General features: G+C 66.9%; 18 protein-coding genes. 10 read left to right on the top strand and 8 right to left on the bottom strand.

The genetic code is table 11. From position 1 onward, the window contains the following. Positions 1-91: 91 nt before the first annotated feature. Positions 92-340 (bottom strand): AbrB/MazE/SpoVT family DNA-binding domain-containing protein, encoded by a 249-nt coding sequence (locus tag LBC97_13725; GenBank protein ID MDR2567086.1) that lies wholly within the window; start codon positions 338-340, stop codon positions 92-94. Positions 341-495: 155 nt separating this feature from the next. Here LBC97_13725 and LBC97_13720 point away from each other — a divergent pair, with 155 nt between their 5' ends. Beyond that, on the top strand, positions 496-684 hold the full coding sequence (locus LBC97_13720; protein MDR2567085.1) for a hypothetical protein: 189 nt from the start codon (positions 496-498) through the stop codon (positions 682-684). Continuing rightward, complete coding sequence (locus LBC97_13715) at positions 681-893, top strand: hypothetical protein (GenBank protein MDR2567084.1); 213 nt, start codon at positions 681-683, stop codon at positions 891-893. Before LBC97_13720 ends, LBC97_13715 begins: the two co-directional genes overlap by 4 nt. Positions 894-908: 15 nt before the next feature. On the opposite strand, the gene LBC97_13710 is transcribed toward LBC97_13715, so the two are convergent. Continuing rightward, a complete protein-coding gene (locus LBC97_13710; GenBank protein MDR2567083.1) occupies positions 909-1361 on the bottom strand; it encodes a PIN domain-containing protein in 453 nt (150 codons plus the stop codon). After that, on the bottom strand, positions 1349-1621 hold the full coding sequence (locus LBC97_13705) for a type II toxin-antitoxin system prevent-host-death family antitoxin (GenBank protein ID MDR2567082.1): 273 nt from the start codon (positions 1619-1621) through the stop codon (positions 1349-1351). Before LBC97_13705 ends, LBC97_13710 begins: the two co-directional genes overlap by 13 nt. Positions 1622-2128: 507 nt before the next feature. Here LBC97_13705 and LBC97_13700 point away from each other — a divergent pair. After that, a complete protein-coding gene (locus tag LBC97_13700; protein ID MDR2567081.1) occupies positions 2129-3178 on the top strand; it encodes an RNA ligase (ATP) in 1050 nt (349 codons plus the stop codon). A gap of 68 nt (positions 3179-3246) precedes the next feature. Here the strand turns inward: LBC97_13700 and LBC97_13695 are convergent, their stop codons facing one another. Further along, positions 3247-3924 carry a metal-dependent transcriptional regulator gene (locus LBC97_13695; GenBank protein ID MDR2567080.1) on the bottom strand — a complete coding sequence of 226 codons (678 nt, stop codon included), beginning with the start codon at positions 3922-3924 and terminating at the stop codon, positions 3247-3249. 305 nt (positions 3925-4229) lie between these two features. Between LBC97_13695 and pgm the strand changes: the two genes are divergently transcribed. The 7 genes from pgm to LBC97_13660 all read left to right on the top strand — a co-directional run bounded on the left by pgm (position 4230) and on the right by LBC97_13660 (position 14936). After that, entirely contained in the window at positions 4230-5921 is a 1692-nt protein-coding gene (gene pgm / locus LBC97_13690; protein MDR2567079.1) for a phosphoglucomutase (alpha-D-glucose-1,6-bisphosphate-dependent), read from the top strand. A 360-nt stretch (positions 5922-6281) separates the two neighbouring features. After that, a complete protein-coding gene (locus tag LBC97_13685) occupies positions 6282-8006 on the top strand; it encodes an ABC transporter family substrate-binding protein (GenBank protein MDR2567078.1) in 1725 nt (574 codons plus the stop codon). A gap of 104 nt (positions 8007-8110) precedes the next feature. Further along, positions 8111-9625, top strand: a complete 1515-nt coding sequence (locus LBC97_13680; GenBank protein MDR2567077.1) for an ABC transporter substrate-binding protein — start codon at positions 8111-8113, stop codon at positions 9623-9625. After that, entirely contained in the window at positions 9618-11129 is a 1512-nt protein-coding gene (locus tag LBC97_13675; GenBank protein MDR2567076.1) for an ABC transporter substrate-binding protein, read from the top strand. The genes LBC97_13680 and LBC97_13675 overlap by 8 nt, the downstream gene beginning before the upstream one ends. Before the next feature lie 57 nt (positions 11130-11186). Beyond that, on the top strand, positions 11187-12176 hold the full coding sequence (locus LBC97_13670; GenBank protein MDR2567075.1) for an ABC transporter permease: 990 nt from the start codon (positions 11187-11189) through the stop codon (positions 12174-12176). Further along, positions 12169-14025: a dipeptide/oligopeptide/nickel ABC transporter permease/ATP-binding protein gene (locus tag LBC97_13665; protein ID MDR2567074.1), complete on the top strand. Its 1857-nt coding sequence runs from the start codon at positions 12169-12171 to the stop codon at positions 14023-14025. The genes LBC97_13670 and LBC97_13665 overlap by 8 nt, the downstream gene beginning before the upstream one ends. Further along, complete coding sequence (locus LBC97_13660; protein MDR2567073.1) at positions 14022-14936, top strand: ATP-binding cassette domain-containing protein; 915 nt, start codon at positions 14022-14024, stop codon at positions 14934-14936. The genes LBC97_13665 and LBC97_13660 overlap by 4 nt, the downstream gene beginning before the upstream one ends. A gap of 27 nt (positions 14937-14963) precedes the next feature. Here LBC97_13660 and LBC97_13655 read toward each other — a convergent pair whose 3' ends face one another. The 4 genes from LBC97_13655 to LBC97_13640 form a co-directional block, all read right to left on the bottom strand. Then, complete coding sequence (locus tag LBC97_13655) at positions 14964-16478, bottom strand: PQQ-like beta-propeller repeat protein (protein MDR2567072.1); 1515 nt, start codon at positions 16476-16478, stop codon at positions 14964-14966. Between the two features lie 121 nt (positions 16479-16599). Continuing rightward, positions 16600-16977: a hypothetical protein gene (locus LBC97_13650; protein MDR2567071.1), complete on the bottom strand. Its 378-nt coding sequence runs from the start codon at positions 16975-16977 to the stop codon at positions 16600-16602. Beyond that, entirely contained in the window at positions 16974-17222 is a 249-nt protein-coding gene (locus LBC97_13645) for an AbrB/MazE/SpoVT family DNA-binding domain-containing protein (GenBank protein MDR2567070.1), read from the bottom strand. The genes LBC97_13650 and LBC97_13645 overlap by 4 nt, the downstream gene beginning before the upstream one ends. A gap of 77 nt (positions 17223-17299) precedes the next feature. Continuing rightward, positions 17300-17839 (bottom strand): hypothetical protein (locus LBC97_13640; GenBank protein MDR2567069.1); only part of this gene is annotated, 540 nt, incomplete at its 5' end.

Below are 17839 nucleotides of genomic sequence, written 5' to 3'. Positions count from 1 at the left end.
GTAAGGCTGTCGAACACGCGGTCCGCCACGGCTGTTTGGCGCTCGTCGTCGCGCACCACCATGCGGACGATCATGTTCGTGTCGAGCCCGATCACGCCACACCCTGGGCGGCCCCGGCCGCGATCGCGTCATCCATTTCCTCAAGGGTCGCCGGATCTCCCCGCCAGGGGCCGAAGAACCCGGCCAGACGGCTTGCGGGACGCGGCGCGGCACGCAGCAGCAGGCCGCCTTCGACCTCTTCGATGGTGACGGTTTGTCCGTAAGTCAAGTGATGCCTGGAACGCAGCTCGGCGGGGATGGTCAACTGTCCCTTGCTTGACATGGTGGCGGTGACGCTCATGCCCATGATCTTACTGCGGGACGCGTCTTACCCGAAACGGTGTCGGGCGGGCAACGACCAAAACCATCCGGTGCCCCATCACGGCCGCCAGCCTCAACCGGATAATCCACTGGCCTAACACTTTGGACAAGCGTGGCCTAATAACGTGGACAAGCGTGGTCTCATTCGCCGGACATCGACAGCTTGACGGGGGCTGCGGCGACGGCCTGCTGGTCGAGCGCCTGGCCGCGCAAGCTGAGGCGGTGCTGGACATCGACCCTGATCCGGGTGCGTCGCCCGCGCCCAGGTTCGGCTCGCGCCGCTTCCCAACGCGGCGGTCCAGGCCACCAACTTCGAAGGGTTGACGGAGATCCAAGCGTTCGACGCGATCGTGTTCGCGGCATCCCTGCACCACATGGACACGGGCGGGGTGCTCGCCAAGGCCTGGCCGCTGCTGGTGCCGGGGGAAGACCTCCGCGAGATCAAGAACCTGGCCCACGCCGTGACGAGCCGGGTAACCGTTCGCCGCGGCCTGTGCTTTCGCTACCCGATGACCCTGCGCAAAGAAGGCTGAGCCACCAGCGGGCCTTCAGTCTGGGCTGGAGCAGACCGCGCGCTCGGTGCCGCTGGTCTCTTCGGTTGCGGCGGGTGGTTGAACCCGGACCGCGAAGGGCGCCGCCCGGTCGGCTAGGTCGGGATCGGCCGTGAGCAGCGCTGAGCAGCCCGCGGCCAGGGCCGCGGCCCAGTGGATGGCGTCTTGCGCGCCCACGCTCTTGTCCGCACGCAGGCGGGCGGCGCGCTCGAACACTGCGTCATCGATCGGCACGCGGACCAGGCTCTCGAACGTGGCGCGGTAATCTGCCTCCAAGTCGGGGTCGTGGCGCCTGAGCGGACCGACCAGGCATTCCATTCGGGTCAGGGCGCTGATCCCAAGAGGCTCGGAGGCTGACGCCAGCGCCTCGCGGGCGGCTTGGCCGAGGGCGTCGTCGTTCTCTCTGGCGTGGATCAGCACGCTCGCGTCGACGTAGATCACGGCCGCCACGACTCGCGGTTCTCGTGGAGCTCGGTTTCGATCTCCGCGGTGGACCTGCTCGCGGGGCGGCTCTCGCGCTGTCGCCCGATGACGTCCGCTACCGCCCGCCCGTCGCCTGGCGCGGGGAGGCTGTCCCCCGTCGGCACCAGCCGCAGCACCGGACGCCCGTGCCGGGTGATCACCACTTGGGTGCCGGCCTCAGCATGGGCGGCCAACTCGGAGAACCTGTCGTGCGCCTGGGCAATCCCAACCGTGATTGGATCCTGCATTGAGCCCCCTGAATCTCGCTACTTTCGCCCTATTCTAGCGTTATTCCCCACAGACCTGGGGAGTGGTCGGTGCCCTGTTCATTTGATGCCCTGACTCAACTACTCAATTGCGGGCCCCAGTCCCGGCTCACGGGCACGGCTCCCGGGCCCGCAATCGTGCGGTTCGGCCACCACGGGCTCCCCCAAACCCAAACCCGCGACCAGCGAAGGCGCCCACCACCATGCCCGGAGCCACCAGCACCAGTCGGGGCGCGACGGGTTTCGTCAGCGGGGTGTGAGTCTCCAACTTGTGTCGTCTTGGCGTTTGGGCCTGTCTGCGGCGTGGTCTGGGATAGGGCATGTCCCGGACTGCGGAGGAGAGCCCATGGCGCGCTTCGAGGACCAGACAACCGACATGCCCGTCAGACGGCGGGACGACCTGGCGCGGGGCCTGGCGGGCGCCGGGCGGTACTGGAGATTCGCGGCGCGCACCGTGGGCGCAGGGGCCGAGGCGGTTAGGGTAGACCAATGCTTGACTCGACACGGCAGTTGGCCAGTTTGGCGACTATTCACGACCTGCGGCCCATCCCGGACGCGGACGCCATCGAGGTGGGGTCGGTGCGAAGCTGGGATGTGGTGGTCCGCAAAGGAGAGTTTCATGACGGCGATCCGGTCCTGTATGTGGAGCCGGACGCTGCCCTCCCACTCCAAGACCCGCGCTTCGCGTTCCTGGCGCAGCGCGGGGAAAAGACCATTGACGAGCAGAAATACCACGTGCTGAAGACTGCTCGGCTGCGCGGGCAGCTATCCCAGGGGATTGTCTTCCCGGCCGCCGAGTTCCCCGACGTCTCGACCGAAGACGGCCGCAGCCTGGACGAACAACTCGGGATCAAACTGTGGGAGCCGCCCATGCCGCCGGTCGGCGCGGGCATGGTGGGCCCGTGGGACCAGCGCTGGCTCCGCAAGACCGACGCGGAACGGGTGCAAAACCTCCCCGACGAATGGTTCGCCGCCGCAGATGACGGCCTGTGGTCCGCGTCGGAAAAGATCGACGGCACCTCGCTGACCTACGTCCTGGAAAAGGACGGCCGCCTGCGCGTCTATTCCCGCAACTGGGAATTGGACACGTCGAACCCGGACGCCACGCCGGTCCGGTTGGCCCGCGAATTGGCCCTGGCCAACTGGATGCGCGACAACAAAGTGGACGCCCTCCAGGGAGAGATGTACGGGGAAGGCGTCAACGGCAACCGGTTGCGCGCCAAAGGCCAGCGCCTCGCGCTGTTCGCCGCCTGGCGGCGGCCGGAGGACGGCTTGGCCGAAGACTGCTTCGACCAGGTCTCCGCCAGCGCCCGCGAAGCTGAATTGGAACTGGCGCCGCCCATGCTGGGGCTGGGATTCCCAACCGACGGCCACCAGGCGCTGGCCCTGGCCGACGGCCTCAAGTCGATCGTCAACCCCGAGGTCCTGGCGGAGGGCGTTGTCTGGCGCCACTCCGGCTACCGTTACTTCGCGGAACTAGACGGCCGCCTGGTCTGCAAGGCCGTCTCACCAGCCTATTTGCTGAAGCACAAGCTGTAGCGGGAGCGGAATTGGGGACGGTACCTATTTCCGGCTCGCCGAAAATAGGTACCGTCCCCAATTCGGGGTCAGCGGCGGGAACCGACCCAGACCGCCTGGGCCGCTATGTCGCCCAACTCGACCGCCTCGCCGGTGGCGGCTATCCGGATGGTCAGGACCCCGGCGAAGTCGCGCCGCTCCACCACCGTGATGGCGGCGTCGGGGACCAGTCCCACCGAGGCGAAATAGCGGAGCATGGCCGGGTCGGCATCGGAAATCCGTTCCACGAAGACCTCGGCGGGGGCCGCCACCGCGGCCAACGGCTGCGCGGGCGGGTGCGCAATCACGCCATCCACGGTCGGGATCGGGTCGCCGTGCGGGTCCCGCTCCGGGTGCCCAAGCAGGCGGTCCAAGGCGTCCACGAAGCGGTCTGAGGCGGCGTGCTCAAGCACCTCGGCGTCATCGTGCGCCTCGTCCCAGCCGAAACCCAAATGGCTGACCAGGAACGACTCGAGCAACCGGTGGCGGCGCACCATGGCCAACGCGAGGCGTTCCCCTTCCTCTGTGAGCTCGATGGCGGCGTAGGGGGCGTGGCGGACCAGGCCCCGTTCGACCAGGCGCTTGACGGCTTCGGAAGCGGTCGAGGCGGACACCCCCAAACGCGCGGCCAACAAACTGGTGGTGACGGGCTCGCGGGCGTTCCACTCGCGGATCGACCAAATGACTTTGAGGTAATCCTGAGCCACGGCCGAGGGGGTTTGTTTCATCACGGCCAGCCTAATTGGAAAAGGCTCCGGCCGGGAGGCTGGACGGGAAACGCAACCGGGCCCGGCGGCCTGGGTCACGGTGACATGAAACCCGGCCCGCCGGGCCCGGTGGGATGGAGAAGGTCCTGCTTGCGGCGCATACCGACTTCGCCCCAGAGCACGCGCATCAGCTAAAGCAGGACCTTCTGTACATTAAAACGAACCCGGCCAGGGGAAAGTTCCGGCAAAAAGTGTGTTGTTCGTCACATTTCGCCAAGACGGTTTGCGGGCTGTCGGCGCGAAGGGCGTGCGGGTGGGAAGATCGGATCATGCATCCAAGAGCGGGCCAGCTGGCCGAACCCTCCGACCTGATTGAACTCAAGGCGCTCGAAGACGCCTATTACGACATCAAACCCGACCTGTCCAATCCCGCGCAGCGGGTGGCGTTCGGGACTTCCGGGCACCGCGGGTCTTCGCTTGACGGGGCCTTCAACGAATTCCACATCATCGCCATCACGCAGGCGATTGTCGAATACCGGCGTGGCCAGGGGATTGACGGGCCGCTGTTCCTGGGGCGGGACACGCACGCCCTCTCGCTGCCGGCCTGGCGGACGGCGGTCGAGGTGCTGGGCGCGGCCGGCGTGGAATTGCGGATCGACGCGCGCGACTCCTACACCCCCACCCCCGCCCTCTCCCACGCGATCCTGGTCGCCAACGGCTCCACGTCCGCAGGCGGCCTGCGGACCAAGGGCGCGGGCCTGGCGGACGGGATTGTCATCACCCCTTCGCACAATCCGCCGCGCGACGGCGGATTCAAGTACAACCCGCCCAACGGCGGCCCGGCGGACACGGACGCGACCGGGTGGATCGCCCGGCGCGCCAACCAGATCCTCGAAGAGGGCGAGGTCGCGGCGGTGCCGCGCGTGTCCGTGGTCAAAGCCCTGGCGCTCGACTCGACCAGGCCGTATGACTTCATGTCGATATACGTCGAGGACCTGGCCAACGTGGTGAACCTGGACGCGATCCGCCACGCGGGCGTCAGGATAGGCGCCGACCCGCTGGGCGGTGCCTCCGTGGACTACTGGGGGGCGATCGGCGAACGCTACGGCCTGGACCTGACCGTGGTCAACGAATCAGTCGACCCGACCTGGCGTTTCATGACGCTCGACTGGGACGGCAAGATCCGCATGGACCCGTCCTCGCCCTACGCGATGGCCTCTCTGCGCTCGCTGTTGGACCATCCCGGACCCGACGGGCGCCCGCCGTACGACATCGCGACGGGCAACGACGCCGATTCCGACCGCCACGGCATCGTGACCCCCGACGGCGGGCTGATGAACCCGAACCACTACCTGGCCGCCTGCGTGGCGTACCTGTTCTCCGGCAACCGGCCGAACTGGCCGGAAGACGCGGCGGTCGGCAAGACCGTTGTGTCCTCCTCCCTGATAGACCGCGTGGCGGACAACGAGGGCCGCGCCTTGATGGAGGTCCCGGTCGGCTTCAAGTGGTTCGTGCCGGGGCTGCTGAACGGATCGGTCGCGTTCGGCGGCGAGGAGTCAGCGGGCGCGTCTTTCCTGCGCCTGAACGGACGGGTCTGGACCACCGACAAGGACGGCCTGATCCTGGCGCTGCTGGCCAGCGAGATCCTGGCCGTCGGCGGGCGCACCCCGTCGCAGGTCTACGAGGAGTTGGCGGAGGTGTTCGGCCGCAGTTGGTACGCGCGCGTCGACGCCCCGGCCAGCCGCGAGCAGAAGGCCGCGCTCGGGGCGCTGGATCCCTCCCAGGTGGCGGACACCGAGTTGGCGGGCGACCCGATCACCGCGCGCCTCGTCAAAGCGCCCGGCAACGGGGTGCCGATCGGCGGCCTCAAGGTCACCACCGACTGTGCCTGGTTCGCCGCCCGGCCGTCCGGCACCGAGGACGTTTACAAGATCTACGCCGAGTCGTTCGTCTCGCAGGACCACCTCGCCCAGGTGCAGGCCGCCGCCAAAGATTTGGTCGATGCCGTGATCCAGTAACGCTCCCGCCGCGGGCCCCCGGCGTTGACCGTTGACGTCCGAACCGGCGGGTGGCAGGGGCCGGGACGGCCGCCTGGGTTGGCCGCCCGGCCGGCGTGGTTGGGAATGCCGCCGGGACGGCCTGCTCTCCAAGACCAAACGACCCTGCGGGCGGCGGGCTCTGGTCTGGGATCCGGGGCGTCCCGCACGGGTTGACCAGCGCCTTGACAGTGAAGCGGGCCGTGGGAAATACTGGCCAGCACCTTGCGCCGCGCTGTCCGTCCTGCTCTTCGCGGGATCAGCGGCCTGGGCGCCCCTGACCCGGCTCTGTCGGTCACCCGCCGAACAGTGCCATCTCCCGAAGGCAGAGGAAGAACTGAAATGAAGCAGCACCGCAAAGGTGAGGCGCTGGCAATCGGCGCGCTCGCCCTATCCCTGTTGATCCCCACGGTTGGTTGCGCTCCCCTTGAGGAAACCCCGACCGGCAAGTCCACGGCCTCGGCCGGAGCCAGCGACGAGGAGTCTCCGGCCAGCGTCAAAGACGGCGGCGAAGCCGTCTTCGCGGGGTTCATCTCAACTCCGAAAAGCTGGAACCCGCTGACCGCGCAAGGCGACACGACCGGCAACCGGCAAGCGCAATGGCCGTTCTACCCCCATGTGTTCTACGGCGACTACGCCGGCGCGCTGCAGCTCAACACCGACTTGATGGAGTCGGCCGAGGTGACCAGCGAAGACCCAATGACCGTGGTTTACAAGATCAAGCCCGGAGCCGTGTGGTCGGATGGCGAGCCGATCGACGCGGACGACTTCCTGTACACGTGGTCGGCGCAGGACCCGCGCCAGTGCGCGGACTGCACCGCGGCGTGGACGGCTGGCTACGACTCGCTGACGTTGACGGCATCGGAGGACAAACTGACGGTCACGGCCGTGTTCGACAAGCCGTTCTCCATGTGGAAGACCTTGTTCATCACGCTGCTGCCGGCGCACATCGCCGCCGAATACGGCGACCTGGCGACATCCTTCAACGACGGCTTCGTCAACAACCAGCCCAAGGTGTCCGGCGGCCCGTATGTCATCTCGGACTTCCAAGCCGACATCTCCCTGACCATGGTGAAGAACGAGAAATGGTACGGCAGCCCCGCCCACCTGGACACCATCCACTACCGCTACATCACCTCCCCGAGCGAGGTGATCACGGCCTATCAGAACGGCGAGGTCACAATCGTGTACCAGAACCCGTCCCTGGAAACCGTGGAGAAGGCGAACGCCATTGAGGGGTCCTCGGTCCAGATCGCCAGCAGCCTGACCTACTATCACCTGATCTTCAAAGCGGTCGGCGACGGCTTGGGCGACCCGGTGCTGCGCAAAGCCGTTTCCCAGGCGATCGACTCCTCGGACTTCGTCACCCGCATCCCGAAGCAGTACGACCCTTCGGCCCCGGTGCTGGGTTCGCTGGCGTTCGCGCCGGGCCAGGCCTACAGCGGCTACTCCGGCGACCCGTACGTGGACGCGGCCAAGGCGCTGGGCGTGGGCCAAGGCGACGTCGAAGGCGCCAAGAAAGCCCTGACGGACGCCGGCTACAAGATCACCGACGGCAAGCTGTACCTGCCCAGCGGCGAGGCCCTGCGGCCGTTGACCATCCTCACCTACTCATCCGACTCGGAGCGCATGCAGATGGCGGAGATCCTCAACAGCCAACTCAAGGCGATCGGCATTGAGACCACGATCGACGCGGCGGACAACACCCGTTACGGTACCGACGGCTTCGCCGGCAAGTTCGACATCCTGATCACCGCCACCGCCTCCGACCTGGGCGTTCAGGCCCTGGACCAGTGGTACGGGACCGGCAAGGCGCGGAACGGCTCAGGGTACTCCTCGGCCGCTTTCGACGCGTTGGTCGCGGAGGGGAATGTGGCCCTGGATCCGGCCGAGCAGGTGCGCATCCTCCAAGAGATGGACAACATGCTGCTCAGCGAGGCGATCGCCCTGCCGCTGTACTCGATCGGCAACGTGCTGATCCACTCGAAGGATTTCGGTGGCCTGGAGCCTTCGATGAGCAAGTACGGCCTGACCTGGAACATCAACAACTGGGGTTTCCTGGCCTGACCAGCCCCCTTGGGCCGCCGCCCGCCGCCCACCCGCCAGCCTTGCCTTGCTGGGCCGGGCCGGGCCGTGCGCGGGCGGCGGCGCGCACACAGGAGCGAGATTCAATGACGAACATCTTCCGCGTGGTGACCGATCAGGGCACCACGGAGTTCAACGACGCCTACCGCAACGTGACCGGCTCGGCCGGCTACATAGTCTCAGCCAACATCTACAACCGGGTTGTCCTGCACGAATGGGATTCCCCCGTGGTCTACCCGGACTTGGCGACGCACTGGGAGGTGATCGACGGCGGCCGCGTCTACCGGCTCTACTTGAACCACGCGGCCAGGTGGCAGGACGGAGTGCCGGTCACCGCGCACGACGTGGCTTTCACGCACACCGAGCAGGTGGCAAAGGGGTACCAGGCGGCCGCGTCCTTCGCCGGGGTCGAGGAGATCGTGGAGGTCGACCGGCACACGGTCGACTACGTCCTCAAGCGCCCGGACGCCTCCTTCTTGACGAAGCTGGGGAACTTCATCACCGCGCTGGTGCTGCCGGCCCACCTGTATGAGGGCACGGATTGGGCCGTGAACCCGCACAATCAGGATCCGGTCGGCTCCGGCCCGTTCCGGGTCGCGGAGTGGACGCCAGGGGGCAATGTGGTCATGGAGGCGGTCAAAGACCACTGGGGGCCGGGCCCCATGGTGGACCGCATCGAGTTGCTCGTTGTCGAGGACTTGGACGAGGCGGTCCGGATGGTCGCCCGCGGCGACGCGGACTACATGGTCCAAGACGTGCTCACATTCGACCGGCTGCACTTGTTGGACGGGTTTGACCGGTCGCGGTTCTACGTCACCGCCCAACGCGGCGCTGGCATGGCGCGCCTGGAGTTCAACCATCGCCACCCCGTCTGGGGGCGCCTGGCCGCCCGCCAGGCGATCGCGCACGCCACCGACCGGCGGGCCTTCGACCAGAAGCTGTTCGACGAGGGCGTGTCCCAATCCTGGGACCACTACCTGATCCCCAACGTGGCTTGGGCCTACGACGAATCGGTCAGCGCGCTCGGCTTTGACAAGGAGGCGGCGGAGCGGCTGCTGGACCAGGCCGGAGTGCCCCGCGGCCCGGACGGCGTCCGGCACCGGATGAAGCTCTACTACATGCACACGTTCGGCTGGCACGGCGACATCGCCCGGCCGCTGGCCAGGCAACTCGCGGAGATCGGAATCGAAGCCGAGCCGGTGGCCCTGCGCTCGCCGGACTGGAAGGCGATCGTGGACGAACGCGGCGACTTCGACATTGTGGTCTCCGGCGGCGGCATGGCGCCCGACCCGGGCGTGCTCGCCGCCCGGTACGCGTCCACCAGCGTGGGCAACTGGATCGGGTACGCCAACCCGGCGGTGGACCAGATCTTCGAAAAGGCCCAGGCCACCATTGACCAGGCGCAACGCGGCCAACTGTTCAGGGAGCTGCAACGGGTTTGGGCCGATGACGTGACGTTCGTTCCGTGCTACTGGTACGGCCACTACTTCGCCCGCAGCCCCAAGTTCTTCGGCTGGGCGGACCAGTTGCAGTACTCGGTGCCGTTCTGGCATTGGGGGCGCATCCGGCCGGTCCCGCAGTCGGGAGCGGTCAATGGGTGACCCCCGGCACTTTGTGGTCGCCACGCCGATCGACGCCGTCGAATTCAACGACTGCTACCGCAACTACACCGGCTCGGCCGGCTACCTGGTGTGCAACAACATCTACAACCGCGTGGTCCTCAACGAGTGGTACAACCCGGTCGTCTTTCCGGACTTGGCCACCCATTGGGAGGTGCTCGATGCCGCGCGGCGGTTCCGGTTCCACCTCAACCAGGCGGCGCGGTGGCATGACGGCGAGCCGGTGACCAGCCACGACGTCGCGTACAGCCACACCGAGGCGATCCTCCGGGGATACGAGGCGGGCAGGTTCTTAACCTCCGTCGCCGCGATCGAGGAGGTGGGCCGGCACACGGTCGACTACGTTCTGCGCGAGCCCAACGCCGGGTTCCTCACCCAGTTGGGGAACTTCATCTTCACGCACATCGTCCCGGCGCACCTGTACCAGGGCACCGACTGGGCGACCAACCCGCACAACCTCAAGCCGATCGGGTCGGGGCCGTTCCGGTTCGTCGAATGGACTCCGGGCGAACGGATCGAGTTGGAGGCCGTCCCGGGGCATTGGGGGGCGCAGCCGGAGATCGACCGCATCACCATCCGGATTGTCCCCGACCGGGACGAATGCGTGGCGATGGTTTGCCGGGGCGAAGCCCATTGCGTGCCCCAAGACACCCTCACATTCGACAGGCTCGGTCTCTTGGAGGGATCCGAGGGGTTGGTCCGGCTGGACCGCAAGCCCGGTCCGGGCATGGCGCTGCTGGACTTCAACCACGGCAAACCGCTGTGGGACAACCCCCTGACGCGGCGCGCAATCGCCGCCGCGGTGGACCGCACCCGGTTTAGCCAAATCGCCGACCCGGGCGTGGCAGAGCCGTGGGACAACTACTGGATCCGGTCGGTCGATTGGGCTTTCAACCCTGACGCCAAAGCCCCCGAACACGATCCGGGCCTGGCCAATCGCCTCCTCGACGAAGTGGGCCTGACCCGCGGCGCCGGTGGCGTCCGCCTGAACCTGTCCGTGTTCTTCATGCAGATGTTCCACGCCCACCGCATTTTGGCGAGGGAGGTTTGCGCCTCCCTCGCTCAGGTCGGGATAGCCGCCCAGCCGGTCGGGCTCTCATCGGTCGACTGGAAGAACACGTTCAGCGCGCCCGATGCCGACTTCGACCTGTTCATAGTCGGCGGCGGCATGTCGCCCGATCCGGAGGTGACGGCCAACAAGTACGCCAGCGGAGGCAGCGCCAACCTGGGACGCCACCACAACCGGGACGCGGACCGCCTCTACCAGGCCGGCCGCACCACCGTCCCCCAGGCGGCGCGGGGCGGGATCTACCGCGAACTGCAGGCCGTTTGGGCGCGCGACGTGGAATGGGTGCCCCTGTTCTGGTACGGCACGTACTACCCGTACTCGAAGCGGTTCTTCGGGTGGTCGGACCAACTCGACCATTCGGTGCCGTGGTGGCACTGGGGCCGCATCCGGCCCGTCGAGGCGGGCTTCTACGGGTGACGGCCCCGCCGGGCGAGCGCAAATCAACCGTTTCACAAACAGGAGGGAGGGGCCGGCGTGGTTCGCGGCATCGTAGTCCGTGTGCTCAACAGCCTGCTGGTGCTGTTCGCCTCTTCCGTGCTGATCTTCTTGCTGGTGTCCCTGGCGGGAGACCCGCTTGCGGAGATGAAACAGCAGGATCCGCCCGTCAGCGAATCCGTCATCAAAGCCGAGGAGCACCGGCTGGGCCTTGACCTGCCGCTCCCCCAGCGTTACCTCAACTGGATTGCGGGCGTCCTGTCCGGCGACTTCGGCCAGTCCGTCTCGCCCACCTTGGACATTGGCGCCGAGCTGGGCGAACGGGTGGTCGTCACCCTGCGTTTGGTGATCGTCGCGATGATCGTCGCGATCATCCTGGCCGTCCTAGCCGGCCTGGTCTCCGGCCTGCGGCAAGGCAGGCTCCCCGACCTGACCTTGACGTTTGGCTCGTTCGTCTTGCTGTCGCTGCCCAGCTTCTGGATGGCCGTGCTGCTCAAACAAGCCGGCATCTGGATCAACCAAACCACCGGCTACCGGATCTTCTACACCGTCGGCTACCAATCGGTCCCGCCGGTACAAGGTTTCTGGGGTCACGTCGGCGACCTGACGGGCCACCTGATTCTTCCGACAATCGTCCTGATCCTGGTGCACCTCGCCTCGTGGACCCGGTACCAACGCACAGCCACCATCAAGGAACTCGACGCGGACCATGTGAGGTACGCGATCCTGCGCGGCCTGCCGCGCGGGGTGGTGCTCAGATCCCATGTGATCCGGCCCAGCCTGGTTCCGCTCATCACGATCATCGGGTTGGAACTTCCGGGGCTGTTCTCCGGCGCGATCATCACCGAGACGGTCTTTCAATGGAACGGCATGGGCGCCCTGCTGCTGGACGCCCTGCGGCGCTCCGACGTCAACACCGTGCTGGGCTGGCTGATGGTGTCAGCGTCCGCCGTGGTGCTCTTCAACCTGTTGACGGACATCGCCTACCGGTTCCTCGACCCCAGGATGCGCAGGAGCGGACATGTCTGACACGCCTTCCGTTCGGGCCGCCAGCGACCAGCGGTCCATGTCGTCTTGGGCGGTCGCCCGGCGCCGCTTCCTGCGCAACCCGGTCGCCATCATCGCCTTGGCGGTTGTGCTGGCAATGGTTCTGGCCGCGCTCTTGGGCCCGCTTTGGAAGTACGGCTACGCCGACATCACGCCCGACCCGAACCAGCCGCCTTCCCCCGTGCATCCGTTCGGGACCGACGTGTTGGGCCACGACATGCTCGCGCTGGTGTTGCGCGGTCTGCGGCAGTCGCTGTCGATCGCGTTCATGGTCGCCATCCCCGCCACAATCTTGGGCGTTGTCGGCGGCATGGTGGCCGGATTCCGGGGCGGGGCCGTGGACAACGTGATCATGCGGATCGTGGACTTGATCTTGACCATCCCGTCCATGGCGCTGGCCAGCTTCCTGGGATCCCGTTTGTCGGGGGTGGGCGTGTCAACGTTGACGCTGTCGCTGGTGCTGGCCGCGCTCTTGTGGACCTCCATGGCTCGGCTGGTCCGCGGGGTCTCCACCGCCGTCCGGAACGAACTCTATGTGGACGCGGCCATCTTGATGGGCTCCTCGAACCTTCGGATCCTGGTTCGGCATGTGCTGCCGAACGTCCTGGACCAGGTGATCGTTTCCGTGACCCTGCTGATCGGCACGGCCGTACTCGCCGAATCCGGTTTGTCCTTCCTCGGCTTCGGGATTCGCGCCCCCGACACCTCCCTGGGCCTTCTGGTGTCCAACGCCAAAGACTCCGCCATGACCAGGCCCTGGATGTTCTACTTCCCCGGGCTCGCGATCATCGTGTTCGTGCTGGCGATCAACTTCCTCGGCGAGTCGATCCGGCAAGCCCTCAATCCGCATCGCGCCACCAACAACTACTTGAGGAAACGCGCTGGCCGTGCGCGGGGGGCCGGCCGGGCGCCGGCAAAAGCCGCTGCCGCGGCGCCGGTGGTTCCCGCCGTTTCTGTGGAGCGCTCCGCCGCGTCCAAGAGCGCCGGTGAGGCTGGTGGCGTCGGCGATGCCGTCGGGGCCGGAGGCGCCGGGGGACCGGTGCTGGAGATCGACCACCTGCGGGTGGAGTTCCCCCACGAGGGCGTGGTCGCGGTTGACGACTTGTCGCTGAAGCTGGAACCCGGCGAGGTGGTCGCCCTGGTCGGCGAGTCCGGTTCCGGGAAGACCGTCACAGTCTCCTCCGTGGTGGGTTTGCTGCCGGCGGGCGCGGAGGTCTCAGGGCGCATCACCTTTGACGGCCAGGTCCTGGGAGGCCTTGACTACGCCGGCTGGCAGACGGTCAGGGGCCGGAAGATCAGCATCATCCTGCAGGACCCGATGACCAGCTTGAACCCCGTGCTGACGGTCTTCCACCACTTCAAGGAGACCATGCAGGCGCTCAGCCCGGCCAAGCTGCGGGACCAGCAAATCAAGGAGCGGGCCGTCGACGTGTTGAACCGTGTCGGCATTGGCAACCCCGAGCAGCGCCTCTACCAATACCCGCATGAGCTATCCGGCGGCATGCGGCAGCGGGTGGTAATCGGCCTGGCCATTGTGGCGGAGCCGAAGCTCATCATTGCCGACGAGCCGACCACCGCGCTGGACGTCACGGTCCAGGCGCGGGTCTTGGACACGCTCGAGGAGGCCAGGGAGTTCGTCGGCGCGGCCATGATCTTCATCACGCACGACCTCGCGCTGGTGGCGGGCCTGGTCGACCGGGTGATCGTCATGAAAGACGGGCTGGTGGTCGAGGTCGGCGACACCGACGCCTTGTTCTCCAACCCCCGCCACCCGTACACCCGCAGCCTGTTGGAGAAGATCCCCAGGCTTCCCCGGAGCGTGGCCGAATGACTGGACAAGCCCCCGCTTCGCTGCTGCGGGTCGACCAACTGACGAAGCATTTCCAGACCCACCGGCCGTTCCAGCGGCGTCAAACGATCCACGCCGTGTGCTGCGCCTCCTTTGAGCTCTCCGGCGGCCAGACCCTCGGGATTGTCGGCGAATCGGGTTCGGGGAAGACCACGCTGCTGCGCACGCTGCTGGGGTTGTACGAGCCCACGGGGGGAGCGGTGAGTTTGGAGGGCAAGACCCTCGACTATCGCGACAAGGACGCGCGGCGGGCGTTCTGGCGGCGCATTGGCGTGGTGTTCCAAGATCCGTACTCGTCACTTGACCCCCGGATGACGGTCAGCGACATCTTGCGCGAACCGCTCCTGGTCACCGGCGCGAAGATGGACGCCCGACAGCGCATCCGCGAAGTCCTAGACGAGGTCTACCTGCCGCAGGGGGTCCTGGGCCGGTTCCCGCACGAGTTCTCCGGGGGGCAACGCCAGCGGATCGCGATCGCACGGGCTTTGATGCTCAAACCAGAACTGATCGCGCTTGACGAGCCCGTGTCATCGCTGGACGTCACAATCCAGGCCGAAATCCTTGAGTTGCTGGCCCGGATCCAGACCGAAACCCAGACGGCCTACATCTTGATCTCCCACGACCTGGCGGTGGTCGCGCAAACCTGCCACGAGGTGATCGTCATGTATGGCGGGCAGATAGTCGAAGCGGGGCCAACCATGACGGTCATCGAGTCTCCGCGGCACCCCTACACGCAAGAGCTTCTGGTGTCGGTGCCGAACCCCGACCCGGCCAGCGAACGCGAAAGAATCCGTCGGCGCCGCGAGCTGTTCTCCGCGACCGACGAACGCTCTTGGTCATTGGGTCCCTGCCCCTTCGACGCCCAGAGCCAAGGCCGCGAAAGCCAGGCGTGACGCCTGCGGGCATCGCCAGCGCCGCGGTCACTCCCCTTGTCTCGGATTGTCTGGCGTCTGAGTCAGAGCAGGCGTCGGGACCAAGTAGTGGAGCATGCGCGCGGAGCGCACGGGGACGGTGCCCTCGGTCGCCGCGATGATGTACGGTTCGGCGGCGCGTGGTCCGTGTGGGGCCTTGACTGCCAGCGCCTCGAAGGAGCCAAGGCTCTCACCTGTGCGGGCGTCAATCAGCGCCGCCCCGCGGGCCTTGGGGAAGCTGTCATACAGGACCAGGAGCCTTGAGTCATCAAGGAATCGGCAGTCCGAGCCGACCGCCCGGCTGCTGGCCGAATCCGCGTAGTCCGCTTTGGAGACCACTTCGCCCGTGGCCAGGTCAACGAAGGAGATTCCCTGGCCAGCGAGGGCCGCAATCATTTCCCCGCCGTTCCAAACGGCCCATTCGACCTGCTCAAATTCAATGGTCCAGGATCCGATCGGTGTCTCCGTGACGGGGTCAATCGGCCCGTAACCGGTTGTGGTGAAGGGCGCGGCATCGGATGCCAAGAGCAGGTTGCCGGGGTGTTCGATCCAGGCGAACCGGGCCAGCGCGGTGGCGAAATGGACCGTTGCCGGCTCAGCGTCCCCATGTTGAACCACCTGGGGCGGCCGGTCATAGGCGGTCGAATGGCACCACAGGTGCCGACCGGGGAACACCTGCACGCCGGGGCAGTCCTCAATTCCCTCGACCAGGTTCGCTCCAGTCGCCAGATCGAACGCCGCCCAGCCGCGATCCCCGATCACGATCCCGTCAACCGCGTACCAGGGCGTGGTGGGATCCACGCCAATCCCCTCCTGCGGCAGCATGGCGTCCCACCGGACCGACCCGTCCGCCTGGGCAAAAGCCAGTCGGCGTCCCTCCTCCTCGCCGACCGAGCCCCGCGACAAATAGTCCAAGAGGTAGCCGCCGTCAACCTCGAGCAGGCGCAGCAGACCCCAATCTTCGGCCGCCTCAGCGGGCCCAAGCTTTTCCAGTTCCACGGCGCCGGTGGCCGGGTTCATCAGCCACAACCGCCCGCCATCGGCCGCGCTTGCGCAGGCCATCAGCGCGGTCGAGTCGGTGTCCCAACACCTGGCCCCTGCCAGTTCCGGACCGTTGACGGACCACAGCCTTTCGCCTGTGGCGCGGTCGTACCCGTGCATGGTCGGGACTTCTTCCCCGCCACCGCTGACGATCACTTGGTTCGCGGCCACCGCCATGTTCTCACCGTCGGTCGAGGTGCTCCAAAGAACGGTGAACGCCCCGTTCATCTCAAGGTCGACAGTGGGCTGGCCTGGCTGTGACGGCCCCGGCCGCCCCGCCTGGTTGGCCTCAACGTACGCGTCATTGCGAGTGGGGACCACGGGCGAGACCGGTTCGGACACTTCCCGCCCCGCCAGGTTTTTCCAAATCACCACGCCGCCGGCCACTCCAACGGCAAATACCACCACGACCACGACCACGGCGGCCGCGACGGTGCGCCGATTCTTGTGGGGTCCCGGCACCTGGCTGTGGGGCGATGTCATATTCAATGCTCCCACCGGATGGCCTCAGCGTGCTTCCCTCCCGCCGGTGAGGATAGCGTTGCGGGAAACATGACGATGAGGTGCCGCGTTTCGGTGCCGGCGGCAGGGTTGGCGGCCCCGGTCAGCGGATGACAACGGCCTGGTCGTACGCAGCGGACCAAGCGGCATCGGCGGTGAGAGCGGCTGCCTTGAGCCGCATCGCCAAGGCGAGGCCGAGGCGGTCGCCCAACGGCAGCGACGGGGCGGCGGCCCAGATGGTTGCGGCCAATTCGGCATCGGCGGCAGTGACCGGCTCCACGGTCAAGCCGTAGTTGGTGAGGGTCGCCTTGGCCAACTGCCAATCTCCCCCATGCTGGGCCACCTTTTGCGCCACCTCCGACCAGTTGGCCGCACCGCAAACCGCGCATGTTTCAAGCGCAGCCTCAATCTGCTGAAATCCTGGTTCTTCCTGAAGAAACGCGAGCAAGCCGGATGAGCCCAGCACCGACGGCGCGTTCATCTCTTGGCCTCGCGCGCCGCTTCCGAACGGCGTTCCGCGATCAGCTCTTCCGCCAAAGATCCCGCGCCCGTGAGGGACTTGCGCACGGCCCGAAGCGCTTCCGTCCTGGTCATGACCAGGACGCCTTCGGGCCGGTCGATGAACACCAAGCTTGTTCCCTCTTCCCAATGGTGCCCGTCACGCAAAGGCTTGGGCATCACAACCCGCCCCTTCTTTCCCACCACCGCCACGATGGTGTCACTCATGCAGTGCATGTTACGCCGAACAGGCTTTGGCACGCCGCGCCGCTGCGGGCGGGTTCGCATGGTCGGGACGCGCTGGGTCATGCGGGGGCGGCCGAGCGGACCTTGAGAGTGGAGCCGCCCTGGCGAGAGGGACGGACTTCGATGCGGTCCGGGATGGCCTGTTTGAGAGCGTCGACGTGGGACACCACGCCCACCACCCGGCCACCTGCCCGGATGCGGTTGAGTTGGGTCAGGACCGACTCGAGGGCCTCTTCCGACAGCGATCCGAAACCCTCGTCCACGAACAGAGTCTCCAGGCTGATTCCGCCCGCCTCCGCGGTGACAACGTCCGCCAAGCCCAGCGCGAGGGCCAGGGAGACGTAGAAAGTCTCGCCTCCGGACAGGGTTCTGGGGTCGCGGGCCTGGCCGGTCGAGTTGTCCATCACACGCAGGGCCAGGCCAGTTCGCCGCTTCCTGGTCGCCTCCCTGGTGTCGCTGCGCTCGAGCAGGTATTGGCCATCCGACATGGGGCCTAGCCTGGCGTTGGCCGCGTCGATCACCTCCTCGAAGCGCCGTATGAGGACGTAGGTTGGCAGATCGACGTCCCGCAGGTTGGCGGAACCGGCGTTGGCCAGGTT

This window comes from Bifidobacteriaceae bacterium (assembly GCA_031281585.1).
In the GTDB taxonomy this organism is placed as follows: domain Bacteria; phylum Actinomycetota; class Actinomycetes; order Actinomycetales; family WQXJ01; genus JAIRTF01.
Note: the sequence above shows the minus strand (reverse complement) of the source record. Positions and strands in the feature narration are given on the sequence as shown.

What these genes read in the sequence shown, in the direction of transcription:
- LBC97_13695 (MDR2567080.1), bottom strand. Translation starts at nt 3,924, where the DNA reads ATGAAACAAACCCCCTCGGCCGTGGCTCAGGATTACCTCAAAGTCATT.
- LBC97_13655 (MDR2567072.1), bottom strand. Translation starts at nt 16,478, where the DNA reads ATGACATCGCCCCACAGCCAGGTGCCGGGACCCCACAAGAATCGGCGC.
- LBC97_13680 (MDR2567077.1), top strand. Translation starts at nt 8,111, where the DNA reads ATGACGAACATCTTCCGCGTGGTGACCGATCAGGGCACCACGGAGTTC.
- LBC97_13675 (MDR2567076.1), top strand. Translation starts at nt 9,618, where the DNA reads ATGGGTGACCCCCGGCACTTTGTGGTCGCCACGCCGATCGACGCCGTC.
- LBC97_13700 (MDR2567081.1), top strand. Translation starts at nt 2,129, where the DNA reads ATGCTTGACTCGACACGGCAGTTGGCCAGTTTGGCGACTATTCACGAC.
- LBC97_13650 (MDR2567071.1), bottom strand. Translation starts at nt 16,977, where the DNA reads ATGAACGCGCCGTCGGTGCTGGGCTCATCCGGCTTGCTCGCGTTTCTT.
- LBC97_13665 (MDR2567074.1), top strand. Translation starts at nt 12,169, where the DNA reads ATGTCTGACACGCCTTCCGTTCGGGCCGCCAGCGACCAGCGGTCCATG.
- LBC97_13705 (MDR2567082.1), bottom strand. Translation starts at nt 1,621, where the DNA reads ATGCAGGATCCAATCACGGTTGGGATTGCCCAGGCGCACGACAGGTTC.
- LBC97_13685 (MDR2567078.1), top strand. Translation starts at nt 6,282, where the DNA reads ATGAAGCAGCACCGCAAAGGTGAGGCGCTGGCAATCGGCGCGCTCGCC.
- LBC97_13645 (MDR2567070.1), bottom strand. Translation starts at nt 17,222, where the DNA reads ATGAGTGACACCATCGTGGCGGTGGTGGGAAAGAAGGGGCGGGTTGTG.
- LBC97_13725 (MDR2567086.1), bottom strand. Translation starts at nt 340, where the DNA reads ATGAGCGTCACCGCCACCATGTCAAGCAAGGGACAGTTGACCATCCCC.
- LBC97_13660 (MDR2567073.1), top strand. Translation starts at nt 14,022, where the DNA reads ATGACTGGACAAGCCCCCGCTTCGCTGCTGCGGGTCGACCAACTGACG.